We start from the raw sequence: 18,931 nt of genomic DNA, 5'->3' as shown, positions 1-18,931 counted from the left end.
TGTCCTTAACGCGAGGCCAGCCCGTGAAGGTCAACCAGGCGGCTGACCTCCGCGAGATAGCGCTGATTATCTTCCAGGGCCGCGACGGCTTCGGCATAGCTGCACTCGATAAACCGTACCTTGCTGCCAATCGGCGCCTGACCCAGACGCCAGAGATCGGCCTCGATCACGGTGCCAAATTTCGGATAACCGCCACTCGGTTGCGCATCGCGCATCTGGATGATCGGCTGGCCACCGTGGGGCACCTGAATCACGCCGGGGACGATGCCGTGGGAACGGACTTCCATCGGCGCCTTGGGCAAGATCGGCGCGCCTTCGAGCCGGTAGCCGTAGCGGTTGCTCTGGGTCGTGACCTTCCACTCGCCGGCCCAGAACGCCGCACGGGATTCGTCCAGAAAACACTCGTATTCGGCCGCAGGCAGTACGCGCATCGCCGGCAGTCCATCGCGTTGCAATGGCAAGGCCAGACTCGGTGACACGACGCCGAAATCCGTTGGCAGCGCACTCATGCCTGGACGCAGCGCCGCGATCCGGTCGCCTTGCTGCAACGCCCGCCCCTGCAAGCCACCGAACTCGCCGCGCAATTGCGTGCTGCGCGAACCGAGCACCGATGGCACATCGACGCCGCCGGCCAGGCATAGATAAGCCCGACTGCCGCAGGCTGGGTAGCCGAGGCTCAGTACCTGGCCTTCCCAAGCCTGCGCCACCCAGTACGGCAACAATGGCTGACCGTCGAGGGTTGCTTCGCAAGCTGCACCGGTGAACGCAAACGCACAGTCCTGGGTAAACCGTACTTCGAATGGGAACAACGGGATTTCGATCGCTGCCGCGTCTTCGGGATTGCCCAGCAATAGGTTACCCAGCGCCAGCGCCAAATGGTCCATTGCGCCGGAGGTTCCGACGCCGAAACCGAGGCTGCCAAAACGACCGAAGTCCTGCACGGTGGCCAAAGCGGTGGCCGATAAAATCTCGATCATCGAATGATCCTCGCGATTCGCAAACGCAACATGTCGCCCGGCCTGAGCATCGCCGGAGGGTTTTGGTTCGGGTCAAAAAACGACATTTCAGTGCGGCCGATGGTGTTCCAGCCACTGGGGCCGGCCGAGGCGGAGACGCCGGTCTGCACCCCGCCAATTGACACCGAGCCGGCGGCGATGCTGATCACCGGCACTTGGCGTCGTGGTGTGGCCAGGCGCGAATCCATGCCGCCGAGGTAGCAATAGCCCGGGTGGCTGCCCAAGGCGTATACCGGGTACAACGGCTCGCAATGCAGGTTCGCAATGGTCTCGATGTCGAGCCCGGTGTGGGCCACCACGTCATTCATGTGCGGGCCGAACGCGCCGCCGTACACCACCGGCAACTCAACGATGCGTCCTTCGAGAGGCAGCGGTTGACTGGTTTCCCAGGCCTCCAGCAATCGCTCGCACAACCCGTTGAGGTCGCGCGGCGGTTTGATGAACGTCAGCATCAGGTTGTTCATGCCGGGCACCGCTTCGTGGATTTCGGCCCATTCACCAGCCTGCAAGGCCAGGCTCCAAATCCGTTGTTGCGGCGCCAGATCCAGTTCGCCCGGCGCTTCGAACAACAGAGCGGTCGAGCCGAGCAGGCTGATGTGCGGACGCAGCGATACAGAAGCAATACTCATGTCGGACTCCGTTGCTGCAACCAGCGCTCCAAGTGATGAATGTCCACGCCACCGGCACAGAACGCCGGGTCGTCGAGAATGTCGCGGTGCAAGGGAATGTTGGTCGAGATGCCTTCCACAACCAGCTCACTCAGGGCCAGGCGCATACGGGCCATGGCCTCGTCGCGGGTCGCGCCGTGGGTGATGACCTTGGCCACCATCGAGTCGTAATACGGTGGCACCCGGTACCCGGTGGTGACGTGGGAGTCGACCCGCACACCAAAACCGCCAGGCACTTCCCAGCGCTGGATCAGCCCCGGCGTCGGCATAAAGGTGACCGGGTCTTCGGCGTTGATCCGGCATTCCAGTGAATGACCGTTGAGCTGCACGTCTTGCTGGCGCAGTTCCAGCACTTCGCCACGGGCCATGCGCAATTGCTGCTGAACGATGTCGATGCCAGTGGTCATCTCCGTCACCGGATGCTCGACTTGCAGCCGGGTGTTCATCTCGATAAAGAAGAACTCACCGTCCTCGTACAGAAACTCGAACGTACCGACACCGCGATAGCCGATTTGCCGGCAAGCGGCGGCGCAGCGTTCACCGACCTTGGCGATCAGTTCCGGATCGATGCCGGGCGCCGGCGCTTCTTCCAGGACTTTTTGGTGTCGACGCTGCAAGGAGCAATCGCGGCAACCGAGCCAAATCGCGTGACCATGGGCATCGCACAACACCTGGATTTCCACATGCCGTGGATGGCCGAGAAATTTCTCGATGTAGAGTTCTGGATTGCCGAACGCCAGCCGCGCTTCTTCGCGGGTCAGGGCGATGGCGTCGAGCAACTCGCGCTCTTCCTTCACCACACGCATGCCACGACCACCGCCGCCGCCGGCGGCTTTGACGATCACCGGGTAACCGATGTCACGAGCAATCGCCTGGATGCTGGCATCGTCGGTGGGCATCACCGAGTCCGGCCCCGGCACGCACGGAACGCCGGCTTCACGCATCGCCCGTTTGGCGGCGACCTTGTCGCCCATGGTGCGAATACAGGCTGCGCTGGGCCCGATAAAGGTCAGCCCAGCGGCTTCAATACGCTCGGCAAACCCGGCGCTCTCCGACAGAAATCCATAACCCGGATGGATCGCCTGTGCGCCGCTGACCTTGGCGGCAAACAACAACGCCGTCTGGTTCAGATAACTCTGGCTGGGAGAAGCCGGACCGATGCACAGGGCCTGGTCAGCGTTTTGTACGTACTGCGCGTGGCGATCAGCCTCGGAGTGCACGACCACGGTCTTTATCCCCAGGCCACGGCAGGCACGCTGAATGCGCAGGGCGATTTCGCCACGGTTGGCGATCAGCACTTTGTCGAACATTGAATTCACCTGAAAGAGATTGGGCGTGAGATCAGCCGAGGCGGAACAGCGACTGTCCGGCTTCGACTTCGGCGCCACTCTGGGCAAGGATCGCGGTGATCCGGCCTGCGGTTTTAGCCTTGACCGGGTGGAACATTTTCATCGCTTCGAGGACCGCCAGGGTCTGTCCGGCTTCAACCTGGTCACCGACCGCAACAAATGGTGCTTCCCCGGCTGCTGGCGTCAGATGCAGCACGCCATACAGGCTGGCCTTGATCTCGGTAGCGGCCGTCGCCGGGGTGTCTGACGCGGGCAAATCCACGGTCGGTGTCCGCGAAGGCTCAGCCATCGACTGGGTCGTCACGACCTTCCCTGCCTGCTTGAAAAGACGAATCGTACTGTCGCCTTCGGTCAGACTCAGTTCGAGCAAATCGGATTCGGCGAGCAAATCGATCAACCCTTTGATGCGTTCTGAATCCATGCGTGGGCCCCTGCCTGTCGAGCGTGTCTGAGTGGATGGGGTCAATGTAGCGAGCCTGTCCGGCGGCGACCAAGACGCTTTGGCTTTGGGGTGATAAGCCGTCCTTATGACCGTTCAGATCAGGCTGCCGCGCATCTCCGCGACCAGTTCCAGCAGGATCGCCTTGACCGCCTGGGCCGGCACCGACAGCGGCAGGTGCCCGGACAAACACAGCGCCAGTGGCGCTTCGATTTCAGGCTCGACAATGCGGCACATGTGCACCGAGGTGGCGGCGACCATCACCCGTGCCGAGGACTCAGGCAGGATGGTCGAGCCGAAATGCTCGGCGACGGCAGCGGTCAGGGTGATCGACGATTCGATTTCCGCCACCACTCGCGCGCTCATGCCGATGCGCTGGAAGGCTTCATCCGCCAGCCGCCGCATGACGTTGTAGGGACGCGGCAGGAGCATGTCCATGTCCGCCAGCTCGGCCAGAGGAATCTCGTCGAGCGCGCTGACAGCCGGATCGGCGCTGACCAGGTAAAGGTTCTCGCGCAGCAGCGAAACGAAGCTCAAGCCATGGACTTCGCGCCCGCCATACAGCACCGCCATGTCCATCCGACCGTTCATGATCAACTCGCTCAAGGTGGTGCCGAAGTTTTCATTGAGGTACAGCAGAATGCCCGGATGACGCTCGCGCACCCGGCGCAACAGCGGCAACGAAAGCGTCGACGCAGCGGTGCCCGGTGCCAGGCCGACCGACACCTGCCCGGACAAGGCATGCCCCGTGGCATTGATGTCGCTTTGAGCCTGTTCACACTGGCGCAAAATGATTTGCGCATGGCCGTAGAGCACCTTGCCCGCTTCGGTCGGGGTGACGCCGCGTTTGGTCCGAATCAGCAGTTGCTGTTGCAGCTCCGCTTCCAGCGTCGCCAGTTGTTGACTGAGCGCAGGTTGCGCGACATGCAGCACATCGGCGGCCTGGGTCATGCTGCCGATATCGACGAGTTTCACGAAATACTTCAAACGGCGCAGGTTCACGGTGGCGATGCTCTTGCTTGAAAAAGGGAGACAACCCACAGGCTTTAGCAAGAGCCAGGCCAGCAGTCCCGGAACCTGTAGGAGTGAGGCTTGCCCGCGAAGAACGATGACGCGTAATACCTGAAAAACCGCGGTGCATTCTTCGCGGGCAAGCCTCGCTCCTACAAGTTTTGCGTTTCAACCATAAGCCTTTGCTATGGCTGGATCGGGGCGATCTTGCTCAACACCCGCCACGGGCATACAGGCTTGAGCGCACCACCTTGGTGCGAGCCGTGTTCAGTTCCAGCCATAAGCGATTCCTATCCGACCAGAACGATCTCGTCTTATGGCGGTGCGAGCAGCGACTCGTACTGTAGGGCCTCGTCAATGTCATCAACGAGGAACGACACGTGACCGCCTCCCGCATCGCCGCCCGTGTGCAACGTATCAAGCCGTCCCCAAGCAGCGCCGCTTCTGACCGTGCGAACGAACTTCGCCGGCAGGGCAAATCCATTATCAATCTGGTGGTCGGCGAGCCGGACTTCGATACCCCGCTGCACATTCGGCAAGCGGCCGGTGCTGCCATCGAACGTGGCGAAACCCGTTACACACAAAATGCCGGCACCCCGGAACTGCGCAAGGCGATTGCCGACAAGTTGGCTCGGGAAAACGGCCTGACTTACGGCGCGAATCAGATTCTGGTCACCAGCGGCGCGAAGAGTGCAATTTTCAATGCCTTCGCCGCGACCCTGGGCGCTGGCGATGAAGTGTTGATTCCGGCGCCGTACTGGGTGTCTTACCCGGACATGGTGCTGGCCTGCGAAGGTGAACCCGTCACCCTCGCCTGCCCGGAAGAACACGCCTTCAAACTGACCCCGGATCAACTGCGCAGTGCGATTACCGAACGCACTCGGTGGCTGCTGCTCAACTCGCCGAGCAACCCGACCGGCGCCAGTTACAGCGCTGCCGAACTGCGCGCCTTGGCCGATGTGCTGCTCGACCATCCGCAGGTGTTGCTGATGACCGACGACATCTACGAGCACATCCGCTATGAAGGTCTGGAAAACCCGCACATCCTCGCCATCGAACCGGCGTTGACCGAGCGCACCGTCGTGGTCAACGGCGTGTCCAAGACTTACGCCATGACCGGCTGGCGCATCGGCTATGCCGCCGGCCCGGCTGATTTGATCGGCGCGATGGCAACCCTGCAATCGCAATCGACCAGCAATGCCTGCTCGGTCAGTCAGGCCGCAGCGGTTGAAGCGCTCAACGGCGACCAGACTTTCGTCAAGGACAGTGTGGTGGTTTACCAGCAACGCCGTGATCGTTGCCTGGACCTGCTCAACGCCATCGACGGTCTGAGTTGCCGCAAACCCGATGGCGCGTTCTATCTCTATGTGAACTGCTCGGGGCTGCTCGGTAAAACCACAGTTCAAGGCAAGCAGTTGAACACCGATTACGACGTGGTCATGTACCTGCTGGAAAGCCAGGGAGTGGCCGTGGTCGCCGGGACCGCGTATGGATTGGCGCCGTTCTTCCGGATGTCGATCGCCACCGACATCAAGACCCTCGACGAAGGGTGTTCGCGGATTGCCGCTGCCGTTTCGGCGCTGGGCTGAGGACCGACAATGACCGCGGCCACCCACCCTCCTTTGAGCTTCAAGCAGGCCTTGCTGGCAATGCTTGGCATCTCGCTGGTGCTGATGCTTTCGGCGCTCGATCAGACCGTGATCGGCAATGCCTTGCCGAGCATCGTCGCCGAGCTCAAGGGGTTTGAACTCTACGCCTGGGTGGCCACGGGGTACATGCTGGCGTCGATTGTCACCATCCCGATCTTCGGCCGACTGGGGGATTACTACGGGCGCAAACCCTTCGTCATCGCCGCCACCGTGATCTTCACCCTGGCGTCGCTGGCCTGCGCCGTGGCCAACGACATGCTGTGGCTGGTGATCGGCCGCGCCTTGCAGGGTGTCGGCGGCGGCATGTTGATCGGCACCGCGTTCGCCTGCATCCCGGAACTGTTTCCCGACACCCGCCAACGCTTGCGCTGGCAAATGTTGCTAAGTGCCTTGTTCAGCGTGGTCAACGCCATCGGGCCTGGGCTGGGCGGCTATCTGACCGGGGCCTACGGTTGGCGTTCGGTGTTCTACATCAATCTGCCGCTGGGTTGCCTGGCATTGTTTTTTGCCTGGCGCTATCTGCCCTATTACCGCCCGCAGCAACGGGCAAAAATCAGCCTCGACTGGCCCGGCGCATTACTGATTGCCCTGGCGCTGGGCAGCCTGCAGTTGTTCGTCGAATGGTTGGGCCATTCCAGTCTGATAGTGAGCACGGTGCTGGGACTGAGCTGCATCGCGGCGACCGTTGCCCTATGGCACTGGGAACGGCGCTGCCGACACGCGCTGCTGCCAGCGGCGTTACTCGGATTACCGAGCATGCGCCTGTTGTTTCTGCTGTCGATGGCCGCCGGGGCGATCATGTTTTCGTTGTTGTTCTATCTGCCGCTGTTACTGCAAGGCAGCTATGGCTACTCGCCGCAAGATGCCGGCCTGCTGATTACACCACTGGCGTTGAGCATCACCCTGGGCGCCATCGTTAACAGTCGCATCGTCACCCGCTTGCGCAATCCAAACCTGTTGCCGCTGTGTGGTTTTGTCGCGCTGTTGCTGGCCTGCCTTGGGCTGGCCATTGCTGGACGCAGTGCCTCGTTTAATGCGCTACTCGGCTTGATCCTGCTGGCGGGGCTTGGCCTGGGCTTCATCCTGCTGAACCTGACGGTCTTCACCCAGACCCTGGCCGAGCGTCAGTTCCTGGGGATCGCCACCGCGCTGACCCAATCGCTGCGCTTGGTCGGTGGTTTGCTGGGAACGGCGGGAATGGGGGTGTTGGTCAACCTGCTGTACAGCGCCAACCTGCAACGACTGTTCATTGCCCAAGGGCACCTCGGGGAATTGGCCTTGTACGCCGACCCACAGGTCATTTTGCGCCCCGACGCCGCCCTGCTCGAACACCCGCAATGGCTGAACCTGGCCCGTGATGCACTGGCCCAATCGGTGGGCGTCGGCCTGCTGCTGTGCACCGGCCTCGGCGTGTTGGCGTTGTTCATCCTGTACCGCTTGCCGCCCGTGAAACTGAACGTTTCACCGGCCATCGTCGCTCCTGAAAAACAATAAAAACTTCTACTGCCGCTTTTGACTGCCTCTCACAACATTCGACAACTCATGGGGATGACTCCGATGGAGCTTTTCAATCGCGCACCTAAAGTAGTGGCCGGCATTTGCGGCCTGATTATCGCTCAACAGGGTTACGCCGCCGGTCTGGTGGAAGACAGCAAGCTCAGTGTGCTGGCCCGTAACTTTTTCAGTAATGCCGACAACCGCAGCGGCGCCGCCGACCCCAATTACACTCAGGAATGGGGCCAGGGTTTCATCGCCAACTTTCAGTCAGGCTTTACTCAGGGCACCGTCGGTTTCGGCGTGGATGCGATTGGCATGTTCGGGGTGCGGCTGGACTCTGGCAAAGGTCGGCACTACAACCCTGAAAGCAAGGCCTTCAACGGCAATATCTTCCCGACCGACAGTGATGGGCGTGCCGTGGATGAGTTCGGCAGCCTGGGCCTGACGGCCAAGGCGAAGTTCTCCAACACCGAACTGAAATACGGCACGCTGGTGCCGATGTTGCCGGTGGTGATGTCCACCGACCGCATGCTGCAACAGACTTTCAATGGCGGGCAGATTCAGTCCAAAGACCTGGAGAATTTCACTTTCACCGTGGGCCAGTTGGAGCACGTCAAAGGTCGCGGCTCAAGTAACCAGATGGGCATGTCGATTCCCGGCGCGAACAACGCGCAGACCGGCGAGTTCGTGAACAAGTTCTACTACGGCGGCGTGGATTACAAAGCGACTAAAGACCTGACGTTGCAGTACTACTACGGCAACCTGCAGGACTTCTACAAACAGAACTTCCTCGGTCTCAAATACGATATGAAGGTGGGTCCTGGCACCCTGCGTACCGACCTGCGTCACTTCGACAACCGCTCCGATGGCGCCAACGGCCACGATCCGGATTTCTACACCTTCGGTTACTACGGCAATGGCGTCACCAAAGGCAAGGTCGACAGCCGCCTGGACAGTGCGCAATTCACCTATCTGGTGAACGGCCACACCATCGCCGCCGGCCTGCAGCAAGTCAGCGGCGACAGCGATGCCGTCTGGTTGAACCAGGGTGACGGTTCTACGGCTTACTTCATGACGGAGTCGATGATCGGCAAGTTCCAGCGCGCCGGGGAAACCACCTGGCAGGTTCGATACGGTTATGATTTCGCCAGGGTCGGGGTTCCGGGCTTGAGCTTCCTCGGCATGTACGAAAGCGGCTCGAACATCCGTACCCCGACAGGTGACAAAAGCGAGTGGGAACGCAACCTGACGGTGAGCTACGTCGTTCAGCAGGGGCCGCTGAAGGACCTGAGCATTGCCTTGCGTCATGCATCGCTACGCACTGAAGTGTCCACGCAACGGGACAGCGACGAGCATCGCGTGATCATCAGCTATCCGCTAAATATTCTGTAAAAATCGACGCACTGGGTGATGCGCATCGTCACCTAGTGTGCTCTGGCAATATCTGTCACACAGCTGTAGATGGCAGAGAAAGATTGAAAACAAAGCTTCTGAGGACGCTCTTACTGCTGGATCGCGCTGCGTCATTGTGGCCAAAGTTGTCGGTCCAACTCACTCATCAAACTGGGGATAAATTCCGACCTTGGTATCAACTGAAGATTCCACCAAGAGCCAGTCGTTTTGTAGGGGTAAAAACTCCTAAAAATAAAAAGGGGTCGTGAGATAAAATCTCGCAACCCCTTGAATTATATGGTCGGGACGGAGTGATTCGAACACTCGACCCCTAGCACCCCATGCTAGTGCGCTACCGGACTGCGCTACGCCCCGACTAGGCGTGATACTCGTCCCTCATCTCGAAGAACGCTCAAGAATATATCGCAAGCTTTTGAAAACTGGAAGTATTCAAACGCAGGAAATTATTTCTTGAGCACAACCAGCACATCTTCCAATTCAGCGATCATCTGCCGAATCATCTGCTTGTACTGAGTGGTGTCGTCTTTGGCTTCATCGCCGGACAAACGCAGGCGCGCGCCACCGATGGTGAACCCTTGATCGTAAAGAAGCGCGCGGATTTGCCGGATCATCAACACGTCTTGTCGCTGATAATACCGGCGGTTTCCGCGGCGTTTGACGGGGTTGAGTTGAGGAAACTCCTGTTCCCAGTAGCGCAGCACGTGTGGTTTTACCGCACACAGCTCGCTGACTTCACCGATGGTGAAGTAGCGTTTGCCTGGGATGACGGGTAGCTCGTCGTTATGACTTGGTTCCAGCATAAGCCTCAACTCGGGCCTTCAACTTCTGCCCTGGACGAAAGGTGACCACACGGCGAGCCGTGATCGGGATTTCTTCACCCGTTTTCGGATTGCGGCCAGGCCGCTGGCGTTTGTCCCGAAGGTCGAAATTGCCGAAACCGGACAATTTGACTTGTTCGTTGTCTTCAAGAGCGTGCCTGATTTCTTCAAAAAACAGTTCGACCAATTCCTTGGCCTCCCGTTTATTCAGGCCCAGCTCCTCATACAGACGTTCCGCCATCTCAGCTTTCGTCAGAGCCCCCATACGTCACTTCCTTAACGTGGCGTTCAACCTTTGTTCGAGCGAGGTGAGGATATTTTGCGTCGTAGTATTCACCTCATCGTCATTAAGAGTGCGCGATGGATGCTGCCAGGTCAAGCCGACTGCAAGGCTTTTTCTATCAGGATCAATACCTTTACCCTGATACACGTCAAATAGCCTGAGGTCTGTCAGCCATTCGCCTGCATTTTCACGGATTACGTCCAGTACGGCACTGGCTGCGACGTCTTTTTCGGCGATCAGCGCAAGGTCACGACGCACTTCAGGAAAGCGCGACAACTCCTGGAATTTAGGCATTTTACCCAACGCCACTTCGGCCAGAACCAGCTCGAAAACGAAGACCGGGCGATCGAGACCGAGGGTTTTCGACAATTCAGGGTGGATAGCACCAACGAAACCAACCAAACGACCTTCACGCTCGATGCGGGCGGTTTGACCCGGATGCAGCGCTGGATGCTTGCCCGGCACGAAAGTGAACGAATCCAGTGCACCGGCGAAGCCCAGCACCGCTTCCACGTCAGCCTTGACGTCGAAGAAGTCGACGACATCGCGACCTTGCGCCCAGCCTTCCGGCAGACGGCTACCGCAAACAACACCCGCCAGCATCGGCTCTTGCTTCAAGCCTTCCAACTGACCGACGAAGCGCAGACCGCTTTCGAACAGACGGACACGATCCTGCTGACGGTTCAGGTTGTGCTGAAGCGCCTTGACCAGGCCTGGCCACAGGGACGAACGCATGGCGGCCATATCGTTCGAAATCGGGTTAGCCAGCAGCAGCGGCTCTACACCCGGATTAAACAGCTCGAACTGTTTCGGATCGATGAAGCTGTAAGTGATCGCTTCCTGATAACCACGGGCCACCAGCAGACGACGCAGCTCTGGCAGATCGCTACGGGCTTCAGCCTTGGCTTGTGGCGCCAGACGGGCTTGTGGGTAGCGAACCGGCAGACGGTTGTAACCGTACAGACGGGCCAGCTCTTCGATCAGGTCAACTTCCAGGCTAATGTCGAAGCGATGGCTTGGCACTTCTACTTGCCACTGCCCTGCCCCATCGGCAGAAACGGTCAGCCCCAAAGCGTTCAGCAGACGCTCGACTTCGGCCGAATCCATTTCCATGCCCAGCATCTGGGTGATGCGCTGCGCACGCAATGTAACCGGCGCGATTTTCGGCAGGTGCTGCTCGCTGACGGTTTCGATGATCGGGCCGGCTTCGCCGCCAGTGATTTCCAGCAGCAGGCCGGTGGCGCGCTCCATGGCTTCACGGGCCAGTTGCCAGTCCACGCCACGCTCGTAGCGGTGCGAGGCATCGGTGTGCAGGCCGTAGGAACGGGCCTTGCCAGCGACAGCAATCTGATCGAAGAACGCGCTTTCCAGGAAAATATCGCGAGTGGTCGCGGTGTTGACGCCGCTGTGCTCGCCACCCATGACGCCGGCGATTGCCAGGGCGCGGGTGTGGTCGGCAATTACCAGCGTATCGCTACGCAGGCTGACTTCCTGACCGTCGAGCAGCACCAGCTTCTCGCCTTCTTCAGCCATGCGCACGCGGATGCCGCCATTGATTTCGGCGAGATCAAACGCGTGCAACGGTTGACCCAGCTCCAGCATCACGTAGTTGGTGATGTCGACCGCAGCGTCGATGCTGCGCACGTCGCCACGACGCAGACGCTCAACCATCCACAACGGCGTAGGCTTGGACAGGTCGACGTTACGGATCACACGACCCAGGTAACGTGGGCACGCCGCTGGCGCCAGCACTTCAACCGAACGTACTTCATCGTGCACGGCTGGCACAACGACTACGACCGGACGGGTGACTTTAGCGGCGTATAGCGCGCCAACTTCACGGGCTATGCCGGCCAGGGACAGGCAGTCGCCGCGGTTCGGGGTCAGGTCGACCTCGATGCTGGCGTCGTCCAGGCTCAGGTATTCACGAATGTCCTGACCGACCGGCGCATCAGCCGGCAATTCCATCAGGCCATCGTTGCCTTCGCCGACTTGCAGCTCGGCTTGGGAGCACAGCATGCCGTTGGACTCAACGCCACGCAGCTTGGCTTTCTTGATTTTGAAGTCGCCTGGCAGTTCGGCACCGATCATGGCGAACGGGATCTTCAGGCCCGGGCGCACGTTTGGCGCACCGCAAACGACCTGGAAGGTCTCCGAGCCATTGCTGACCTGACAAACACGCAGCTTGTCGGCGTCCGGGTGCTGCTCGGTGCTCAGCACCTCGCCCACTACGACACCGGTGAATACGCCGGCGGCCGGCGTAACGCTATCGACCTCAAGACCGGCCATCGACAGACGAGCAACCAGCTCGTCACGACTTACCTGCGGGCTTACCCAGCCACGCAGCCATTGTTCACTGAATTTCATCCTGCTCTCCTAAGAATTCGTTACGACTAGCGAAATTGCGCGAGGAACCGCAAGTCGTTGTCGAAGAACAGACGCAAGTCGTTCACGCCGTAACGCAGCATGGCCAGACGCTCAACGCCCATGCCGAAGGCAAAGCCCGAGAACTCTTCCGGGTCGATCCCGGACATACGCAACACGTTCGGGTGAACCATGCCGCAGCCCATCACTTCCAGCCAGCCAGTCTGCTTGCAGACACGGCAGCCTTTACCGCTGCACATCACGCATTCCATGTCGACTTCGGCGGATGGCTCGGTGAACGGGAAGTACGAAGGACGGAAACGCACGGCCAGTTCTTTTTCGAAGAACACGCGCAGGAACTCTTCGATGGTGCCTTTGAGGTCGGCGAAATTGATGTCGCGATCAACCAGCAGGCCTTCGACCTGGTGGAACATCGGCGAGTGGGTGATATCGGAGTCGCTGCGGTACACACGGCCTGGGCAGACAATGCGGATCGGCGGTTTTTTCGATTCCATGGTGCGGACCTGTACCGGCGAGGTATGGGTGCGCAACAACATGTTGGCATTAAAATAGAAGGTGTCATGCATCGAACGGGCCGGGTGATGGCCTGGGATGTTGAGCGCTTCGAAGTTGTGGTAATCGTCTTCGACCTCAGGGCCTTCGGCGATGCCGTAGCCAATGTGGGTAAAGAACTGTTCGATACGTTCCAGAGTACGCGTAACCGGATGCAGACCACCCGAGGTCTGGCCACGGCCAGGCAGGGTCACGTCAATGGACTCGGCAGACAGTTTGGCGGCCAGGTCGGCCTCTTCAAACAGTGCCTTGCGTGCATTGAGAACCTCTGTGACACGCTCCTTGGCAACGTTGATCAGGGCGCCGACTTGCGGACGCTCTTCTGCCGGCAAATTCCCCAGGGTCTTCATCACCTGAGTCAATTCGCCCTTTTTGCCAAGGTAGTGAACCCGGATTTGCTCCAGGGCATTGATATCTTCAGCGCTTTGCACAGCCTCTAGAGCTTGAGAGACCAGCGCGTCCAGGTTTTCCATGTACAGACTCCAGATACAAAATAGGGGAAGAGCTTGAAGGCTCTTCCCTATTTATGACGTTTAACACCTGGCCCCACAGAGGTGAGGCCGGGTGACTGTCGGGGGTACTTAAGCCAAGGTGGCTTTAGCTTTCTCGACAATCGCAGCAAACGCCGCTTTTTCGTTCACTGCCAGATCAGCCAGAACCTTACGGTCGATCTCGATGGACGCTTTTTTCAGGCCGGCGATGAAACGGCTGTAGGACAGACCGTTGATACGTGCACCAGCGTTGATACGAGCGATCCACAGAGCGCGGAACTGACGTTTTTTCTGACGACGGTCACGGTAGGCGTATTGGCCTGCCTTGATTACCGCTTGCTTGGCAACACGGAATACGCGCGAGCGAGCGCCGTAGTAGCCTTTAGCAAGTTTCAGAATTTTTTGTGACGTTTACGGGCAATGACGCCACGCTTTACACGAGCCATGAGTTACTTCCTCTATTCTTGACTAAATTAACGAAGGCGCAGCATGCGCTCGACTTTTGCCACGTCACACGGTGCCAGCAAGCTGCTACCGCGCAGTTGACGCTTACGCTTGGTCGACATTTTAGTCAGGATGTGGCTCTTGAAAGCGTGCTTGTGCTTGATACCGTTAGCAGTTTTCAGAAACCGCTTAGCAGCACCACTTTTAGTTTTCATTTTTGGCATGTTCGGATACTCCGCATTCAGTTGATAAACATAATCAGAAGGCCTGCCGTGCCCTATTGATTACTTCTTCTTTTTCGGGGCGATGACCATGATCAGTTGGCGTCCTTCCATCTTAGGATGCTGTTCGACCGAACCGTACTCGAGCAAGTCACCTTCAACTCGCTTGAGGAGTTCCATCCCCAGCTCCTGGTGGGCCATCTCACGGCCGCGGAATCGCAAGGATACCTTGGCCCTGTCCCCATCACTCAGGAAACGTACCAGGTTGCGCAGTTTTACCTGGTAATCCCCTTCCTCCGTCCCTGGACGAAACTTGATTTCTTTAACCTGAATCTGCTTCTGGTTTTTCTTGGCCGCGGCAACCTGCTTCTTCTTTTCGAAGATCGATTTGCCGTAGTCCATCAGTTTGCAAACAGGGGGTACTGCATCGGCGGAAATCTCCACCAGATCCAGCTTGGCCTCTTCAGCCTTAAGAAGCGCGTCTTCAATTGACACAATCCCAAGCTGTTCACCTTCAGCCCCAATTAACCGAACCTCGCGTGCCGAGATATTCTCGTTGATCGGGGCTTTCGGTGCAGCTCGTTTATCTTGTCTCATTTCACGCTTAATAGTAATTACTCCGAATCTGGGCGACCACGCCGGGAAACCGCTTGCGCGAGAAACTCAGCGAACTGGGCGACGGGCATCGAGCCCAGGTCAGCACCTTCACGAGTACGCACAGCGACAGTCTGCATCTCGACTTCCCGATCTCCGATAACCAAGAGATAAGGAACCTTGAGCAAAGTATGCTCGCGGATTTTAAAGCCGATCTTTTCATTTCTCAAGTCAGACTTGGCACGAAATCCGCTTTCGTTGAGAGTTTTTTCAACCTCAGCGGCGAAATCAGCCTGTTTATCAGTGATATTCATGATCACTGCCTGGGTCGGAGCCAGCCACGCAGGGAATGCACCCTCGTAGTGCTCGATCAGGATTCCGACGAAACGTTCGAAGGATCCAAGTATCGCCCGGTGCAACATAACCGGGTGCTTGCGACTGTTGTCTTCGGAGACGTATTCGGCTCCCAGACGGACAGGCAGGTTAAAATCGAGCTGAAGGGTACCACACTGCCAGACGCGGCCGAGGCAATCTTTCAGGGAGAATTCGATCTTCGGACCGTAGAACGCACCTTCGCCCGGCTGCAAATCGTACGGCAGGCCAGCGTTATCAAGGGCTGCGGCCAATGCGGCTTCAGCGCGATCCCACAATTCGTCGGAACCAACGCGTTTTTCCGGACGAGTGGACAGCTTCATTTCGACGTCTTTAAAGCCGAAGTCGGCATAAACGTCCATGGTCAGTTTGATAAACGCAGCGGATTCAGCCAGCATCTGCTCTTCGGTGCAGAAGATGTGGGCATCGTCCTGAGTGAATGCACGTACTCGCATGATGCCGTGCAACGCGCCCGATGGCTCGTTACGGTGGCAAGCACCGAACTCGGCCAGGCGCATTGGCAGTTCGCGGTAGCTCTTCAGGCCTTGGTTGAACACCTGCACGTGGCAAGGGCAGTTCATTGGCTTGATCGCGTAGTCGCGGTTTTCCGACTGAGTGGTGAACATGTTGTCGGCGTAGTTGGCCCAGTGCCCGGATTTCTCCCACAGGCTGCGGTCAACGACCTGCGGAGTCTTGATCTCCAGATAGCCATTGTCGCGCTGAACCTTGCGCATGTACTGCTCAAGCACTTGATACAGGGTCCAGCCGTTCGGGTGCCAGAACACCATGCCCGGCGACTCTTCCTGGGTGTGGAACAGGCCCAGGCGCTTGCCGATTTTGCGGTGATCGCGCTTTTCAGCTTCTTCGATGCGCTGGATGTAAGCCGCCAGCTGCTTCTTGTCAGCCCAAGCCGTGCCGTAAACGCGCTGCAATTGCTCGTTCTTGGCATCGCCACGCCAGTAGGCGCCGGACAACTTGGTCAGCTTGAAGGATTTCAGGAAGCGCGTGTTCGGCACGTGCGGACCGCGGCACATGTCGACGTATTCTTCGTGATAGTACAGGCCCATGGCCTGCTCGTTCGGCATGTCCTCGACCAGGCGCAGCTTGTAGTCTTCGCCACGGGCCTTGAACACTTCGATCACTTCGGCGCGCGGAGTGACTTTCTTGATCACGTCGTAATCTTTTTCGATCAGCTGCTGCATGCGCTGTTCGATTGCAGCCAGGTCGTCAGGCGTAAAAGGACGCTCGAAGGCGATATCGTAATAGAAGCCTTCGTCGATGACCGGGCCGATGACCATTTTAGCGGTCGGGTACAGCTGCTTGACCGCGTGGCCAACCAGGTGGGCGCAAGAGTGGCGAATGATCTCCAGCCCCTCTTCATCCTTTGGCGTAATGATTTGCAGCGTGGAATCGCTGTCGATGATGTCGCTGGCGTCGACCAGCTTGCCATTGACCTTGCCGGCCACGGTGGCTTTGGCCAGGCCAGCACCAATGGATGCGGCGACCTCGGCTACGGAAACCGGATGATCGAATGAACGTTGACTGCCGTCGGGAAGAGTAATAGTTGGCATGGCGCCTCCTCTCCTAGTGGTGACCCCTACCAAAGGTCACGTGGGTTGGGATGAGCCAGTACAAGATCCGATCCAGGCCATTCAATGACGAACGCCTGCCTTACAGCGGCAGGAGCCTTGCGGCCAACCGGAAAACCGAACCAGAGTGACTGGGATTCAAATCAGGGTTATTCGTACAGTTGCCGCTGCCGGGACTGAATGTCAGCCGGAGCCTGCAAAAGCACGAGCGCAGAATCCTAGCACAGATGAACGGTCGTCGATGCACCCACGCCTTATGCCAGCGTAAAACGACGCTTTTTATGCCAGAGTGCTGAACTTGAACCCGGTTTTATCCATCAGATAACAAGACATTTGACCCACAAGGAGCATCCAAGCATGCGTCTGAATCGTTTATTCGCAGTAGTCGCCCCTCTCGTCCTTCTGCTGCCTCTGGCGGCCCATGCCGATTGGCCGAAGGGCGAGCGGGATAAATACATGGCCCAGTGCGTTCCTGCTGCCGAAAAGAAGATCAGTAACGCTCAGGCAAAAGCCGTGTGTGGTTGCGGCGCCGATCAGCTCAAATCATATCCTGCCAGTGACCTTACGGCATTGATGAACGGCACGGCCAGTGACGCACTGGGGAAACAGGCAATGGAAAAAATTGCCACATGCAGGCTCGAGAATGGTGAGAAAAAATAAGCCAGGCGAAGTCGTTTTTACGCCACCGATGACTGTAAAAAGAGCCCGAGCGTCGCTTTTTCGGACATTTTATACAGGTTTTACAGCTTTTTTTATCGTCTTTACTTTTGGCTGAAAGCCTTTTAAAACGGGGCTTACAGCCAGATCAAGCAGCAAAGAAAGCACGGTTTAAGGGCAAACAGCACCTGCGGGGGCTCCCAAACCGTACATTTCGACTATGATAGTCCCGTGTGCCCAGTTGGCCTGAGCAGCACAGTACTACTGAAAATATATGTTTCTTGGAGATACACCATGTCTAATCGCCAAACCGGCACCGTTAAATGGTTCAACGATGAAAAAGGCTTCGGCTTCATCACTCCTCAAGGTGGCGGTGACGACCTGTTCGTACACTTCAAAGCTATCGAAAGCGACGGTTTCAAAAGCCTGAAAGAAGGCCAGACCGTTTCCTTCGTGGCTGAGAAAGGCCAAAAGGGTATGCAAGCTGCACAAGTTCGCCCAGAGTAAGTTTCTGGCGCACTAAAAAAACCCCGTCCATGTGACGGGGTTTTTTATGGGCGAAACAAAAGCCTGACGGTATCAGCCGCAGTTGATGCGCGTGATCACCAAGTTGTCGTCAGTGTTCAGGTTCAAGCGATCGGAGCGATACTCCAGGGTCACCATATCGCTGGGCTTGAGAATCCGCGCACTCTGCGCGCCCGCGCGAGTACGTGCCTGCTCCAGCAGTTCTGGCGAGGCCTTTTTGCCGATGGTGAATTCTGCAGCCTTTGAATCACAACGGCTGTGACCGGTGTCGGTCACCACAGGGTCTTTTGCTGTCGACTCGGTGGAGGGAGTGCTGCAACCGGCCAGCATGGCAACGGCCAACAAAGTACCCAATGACGCGAGCTTCCAAGGCATGAAGCCTCCTTCTTTAAATAGTTAATCTGAGATCGTGCGACCGCCAATCTGGCGTTTGGTTTCACGGACAGTACTGTCACCCTGCCCCCAATCTGGACGGTCAGCGAGTTTGCCTGAGCGTCGCAGCATCGTTCATCACTCAATCGTGACTGAATATGAACAGCACTCAATAGACGTCGATGTAGTCGTAAAGCGGATTCGGCCAGTTCTCTTTCAGCGCGTTGAAGATCTGCATGACCCAGACCTCGTCACTGGCGGCGACTAATCCCACATAACCCGAGCCCTTGGCCCACGTCTCCAGGCGAAACAGCAGACCATTGATATCAGTGCCGCCGACAACGCCCGACGAAATGTAAGCGATGCCGCCCTTGGTTACCCGCAACTGCGTGTGCTCATCGTCGCTGGCAGAGGCCAGGAGCTGGCGCACGGCCTCAAGGGTCAAGCCGTCGGGAGTATTCAAATCGATCTGCACAGCGCGGTCCTTGAAAATCCATCAAAGGCCAAGTGTCGCATAGCCCTTCCCTCATGCCTAAGTCGGAGTGCCAAACGCTGCGCAAAATGGTTAACTCGACACTCAGACTTT

General features: G+C 58.1%; 19 protein-coding genes, 1 tRNA gene and 1 pseudogene. 5 read left to right on the top strand and 16 right to left on the bottom strand.

Annotation, left to right across the window (positions count from 1 at the left end; translation table 11 throughout):
- Positions 1–5 precede the first annotated feature (5 nt).
- The 5 genes from RHM58_RS20075 to nac form a co-directional block, all read right to left on the bottom strand.
- Positions 6–977, bottom strand: coding sequence for a biotin-dependent carboxyltransferase family protein (locus RHM58_RS20075; RefSeq protein WP_322267948.1), 972 nt, complete (start codon positions 975–977; stop codon positions 6–8).
- The gene (gene pxpB, locus RHM58_RS20070; RefSeq protein WP_322267947.1) at positions 974–1,645 is read right to left on the bottom strand and encodes a 5-oxoprolinase subunit PxpB; all 672 of its coding nucleotides are present in this window, start codon (positions 1,643–1,645) and stop codon (positions 974–976) included. Before pxpB ends, RHM58_RS20075 begins: the two co-directional genes overlap by 4 nt.
- Positions 1,642–2,994, bottom strand: a complete 1,353-nt coding sequence (gene accC / locus RHM58_RS20065) for an acetyl-CoA carboxylase biotin carboxylase subunit (protein ID WP_201187220.1) — start codon at positions 2,992–2,994, stop codon at positions 1,642–1,644. The genes pxpB and accC overlap by 4 nt, the downstream gene beginning before the upstream one ends.
- 31 nt (positions 2,995–3,025) lie before the next feature.
- The gene (locus RHM58_RS20060) at positions 3,026–3,454 is read right to left on the bottom strand and encodes an acetyl-CoA carboxylase biotin carboxyl carrier protein (RefSeq protein WP_322267946.1); all 429 of its coding nucleotides are present in this window, start codon (positions 3,452–3,454) and stop codon (positions 3,026–3,028) included.
- 114 nt (positions 3,455–3,568) lie between these two features.
- Positions 3,569–4,474 carry a nitrogen assimilation transcriptional regulator NAC gene (gene nac / locus RHM58_RS20055; protein ID WP_201187216.1) on the bottom strand — a complete coding sequence of 302 codons (906 nt, stop codon included), beginning with the start codon at positions 4,472–4,474 and terminating at the stop codon, positions 3,569–3,571.
- Positions 4,475–4,863: 389 nt separating this feature from the next.
- Between nac and RHM58_RS20050 the strand changes: the two genes are divergently transcribed.
- The 3 genes from RHM58_RS20050 to RHM58_RS20040 all read left to right on the top strand — a co-directional run bounded on the left by RHM58_RS20050 (position 4,864) and on the right by RHM58_RS20040 (position 9,021).
- The gene (locus RHM58_RS20050; protein WP_201187214.1) at positions 4,864–6,072 is read left to right on the top strand and encodes an aspartate transaminase; all 1,209 of its coding nucleotides are present in this window, start codon (positions 4,864–4,866) and stop codon (positions 6,070–6,072) included.
- A 9-nt stretch (positions 6,073–6,081) separates the two neighbouring features.
- Complete coding sequence (locus tag RHM58_RS20045) at positions 6,082–7,626, top strand: MFS transporter (RefSeq protein WP_201187213.1); 1,545 nt, start codon at positions 6,082–6,084, stop codon at positions 7,624–7,626.
- A 63-nt stretch (positions 7,627–7,689) separates the two neighbouring features.
- Positions 7,690–9,021, top strand: coding sequence for an OprD family porin (locus RHM58_RS20040; RefSeq protein WP_201187211.1), 1,332 nt, complete (start codon positions 7,690–7,692; stop codon positions 9,019–9,021).
- Positions 9,022–9,319: 298 nt separating this feature from the next.
- On the opposite strand, the gene RHM58_RS20035 is transcribed toward RHM58_RS20040, so the two are convergent.
- The 9 genes and pseudogenes from RHM58_RS20035 to thrS all read right to left on the bottom strand — a co-directional run bounded on the left by RHM58_RS20035 (position 9,320) and on the right by thrS (position 16,773).
- A tRNA-Pro gene (locus RHM58_RS20035) sits at positions 9,320–9,396 on the bottom strand.
- 89 nt (positions 9,397–9,485) lie between these two features.
- On the bottom strand, positions 9,486–9,842 hold the full coding sequence (locus tag RHM58_RS20030; protein WP_003179985.1) for a MerR family transcriptional regulator: 357 nt from the start codon (positions 9,840–9,842) through the stop codon (positions 9,486–9,488).
- Positions 9,823–10,125: an integration host factor subunit alpha gene (gene ihfA, locus RHM58_RS20025; RefSeq protein WP_002553164.1), complete on the bottom strand. Its 303-nt coding sequence runs from the start codon at positions 10,123–10,125 to the stop codon at positions 9,823–9,825. Before ihfA ends, RHM58_RS20030 begins: the two co-directional genes overlap by 20 nt.
- A gap of 3 nt (positions 10,126–10,128) precedes the next feature.
- On the bottom strand, positions 10,129–12,510 hold the full coding sequence (pheT, locus tag RHM58_RS20020; RefSeq protein WP_201202330.1) for a phenylalanine--tRNA ligase subunit beta: 2,382 nt from the start codon (positions 12,508–12,510) through the stop codon (positions 10,129–10,131).
- A 26-nt stretch (positions 12,511–12,536) separates the two neighbouring features.
- Complete coding sequence (gene pheS / locus RHM58_RS20015) at positions 12,537–13,553, bottom strand: phenylalanine--tRNA ligase subunit alpha (RefSeq protein WP_054596661.1); 1,017 nt, start codon at positions 13,551–13,553, stop codon at positions 12,537–12,539.
- Between the two features lie 108 nt (positions 13,554–13,661).
- Positions 13,662–14,017, bottom strand: a pseudogene (gene rplT / locus RHM58_RS20010) (50S ribosomal protein L20).
- 27 nt (positions 14,018–14,044) lie between these two features.
- Positions 14,045–14,239, bottom strand: coding sequence for a 50S ribosomal protein L35 (gene rpmI / locus RHM58_RS20005; RefSeq protein ID WP_008145659.1), 195 nt, complete (start codon positions 14,237–14,239; stop codon positions 14,045–14,047).
- A 60-nt stretch (positions 14,240–14,299) separates the two neighbouring features.
- Positions 14,300–14,851 (bottom strand): translation initiation factor IF-3, encoded by a 552-nt coding sequence (infC, locus tag RHM58_RS20000; protein WP_176469887.1) that lies wholly within the window; start codon positions 14,849–14,851, stop codon positions 14,300–14,302.
- On the bottom strand, positions 14,851–16,773 hold the full coding sequence (thrS, locus tag RHM58_RS19995; protein WP_322267945.1) for a threonine--tRNA ligase: 1,923 nt from the start codon (positions 16,771–16,773) through the stop codon (positions 14,851–14,853). Before thrS ends, infC begins: the two co-directional genes overlap by 1 nt.
- 375 nt (positions 16,774–17,148) lie before the next feature.
- Here thrS and RHM58_RS19990 point away from each other — a divergent pair, with 375 nt between their 5' ends.
- Positions 17,149–17,451 (top strand): hypothetical protein, encoded by a 303-nt coding sequence (locus tag RHM58_RS19990; protein WP_201202328.1) that lies wholly within the window; start codon positions 17,149–17,151, stop codon positions 17,449–17,451.
- Between the two features lie 291 nt (positions 17,452–17,742).
- On the top strand, positions 17,743–17,955 hold the full coding sequence (locus tag RHM58_RS19985; RefSeq protein ID WP_003179963.1) for a cold-shock protein: 213 nt from the start codon (positions 17,743–17,745) through the stop codon (positions 17,953–17,955).
- A gap of 72 nt (positions 17,956–18,027) precedes the next feature.
- On the opposite strand, the gene RHM58_RS19980 is transcribed toward RHM58_RS19985, so the two are convergent.
- Positions 18,028–18,348 (bottom strand): I78 family peptidase inhibitor, encoded by a 321-nt coding sequence (locus RHM58_RS19980; protein WP_201202327.1) that lies wholly within the window; start codon positions 18,346–18,348, stop codon positions 18,028–18,030.
- Between the two features lie 166 nt (positions 18,349–18,514).
- Entirely contained in the window at positions 18,515–18,820 is a 306-nt protein-coding gene (locus RHM58_RS19975) for a hypothetical protein (protein ID WP_201202326.1), read from the bottom strand.
- Positions 18,821–18,931 lie beyond the last annotated feature (111 nt).

This window comes from Pseudomonas sp. 10S4 (assembly GCF_034344865.1).
In the GTDB taxonomy this organism is placed as follows: domain Bacteria; phylum Pseudomonadota; class Gammaproteobacteria; order Pseudomonadales; family Pseudomonadaceae; genus Aquipseudomonas.
Note: the sequence above shows the minus strand (reverse complement) of the source record. Positions and strands in the feature narration are given on the sequence as shown.

What these genes read in the sequence shown, in the direction of transcription:
- RHM58_RS20040 (WP_201187211.1), top strand. Translation starts at nt 7,690, where the DNA reads ATGGAGCTTTTCAATCGCGCACCTAAAGTAGTGGCCGGCATTTGCGGC.
- RHM58_RS19990 (WP_201202328.1), top strand. Translation starts at nt 17,149, where the DNA reads ATGCGTCTGAATCGTTTATTCGCAGTAGTCGCCCCTCTCGTCCTTCTG.
- RHM58_RS19985 (WP_003179963.1), top strand. Translation starts at nt 17,743, where the DNA reads ATGTCTAATCGCCAAACCGGCACCGTTAAATGGTTCAACGATGAAAAA.
- pheS (WP_054596661.1), bottom strand. Translation starts at nt 13,553, where the DNA reads ATGGAAAACCTGGACGCGCTGGTCTCTCAAGCTCTAGAGGCTGTGCAA.
- RHM58_RS20030 (WP_003179985.1), bottom strand. Translation starts at nt 9,842, where the DNA reads ATGCTGGAACCAAGTCATAACGACGAGCTACCCGTCATCCCAGGCAAA.
- ihfA (WP_002553164.1), bottom strand. Translation starts at nt 10,125, where the DNA reads ATGGGGGCTCTGACGAAAGCTGAGATGGCGGAACGTCTGTATGAGGAG.
- accC (WP_201187220.1), bottom strand. Translation starts at nt 2,994, where the DNA reads ATGTTCGACAAAGTGCTGATCGCCAACCGTGGCGAAATCGCCCTGCGC.
- RHM58_RS20045 (WP_201187213.1), top strand. Translation starts at nt 6,082, where the DNA reads ATGACCGCGGCCACCCACCCTCCTTTGAGCTTCAAGCAGGCCTTGCTG.
- pxpB (WP_322267947.1), bottom strand. Translation starts at nt 1,645, where the DNA reads ATGAGTATTGCTTCTGTATCGCTGCGTCCGCACATCAGCCTGCTCGGC.
- thrS (WP_322267945.1), bottom strand. Translation starts at nt 16,773, where the DNA reads ATGCCAACTATTACTCTTCCCGACGGCAGTCAACGTTCATTCGATCAT.
- RHM58_RS20075 (WP_322267948.1), bottom strand. Translation starts at nt 977, where the DNA reads ATGATCGAGATTTTATCGGCCACCGCTTTGGCCACCGTGCAGGACTTC.
- RHM58_RS19980 (WP_201202327.1), bottom strand. Translation starts at nt 18,348, where the DNA reads ATGCCTTGGAAGCTCGCGTCATTGGGTACTTTGTTGGCCGTTGCCATG.
- RHM58_RS20060 (WP_322267946.1), bottom strand. Translation starts at nt 3,454, where the DNA reads ATGGATTCAGAACGCATCAAAGGGTTGATCGATTTGCTCGCCGAATCC.
- rpmI (WP_008145659.1), bottom strand. Translation starts at nt 14,239, where the DNA reads ATGCCAAAAATGAAAACTAAAAGTGGTGCTGCTAAGCGGTTTCTGAAA.
- pheT (WP_201202330.1), bottom strand. Translation starts at nt 12,510, where the DNA reads ATGAAATTCAGTGAACAATGGCTGCGTGGCTGGGTAAGCCCGCAGGTA.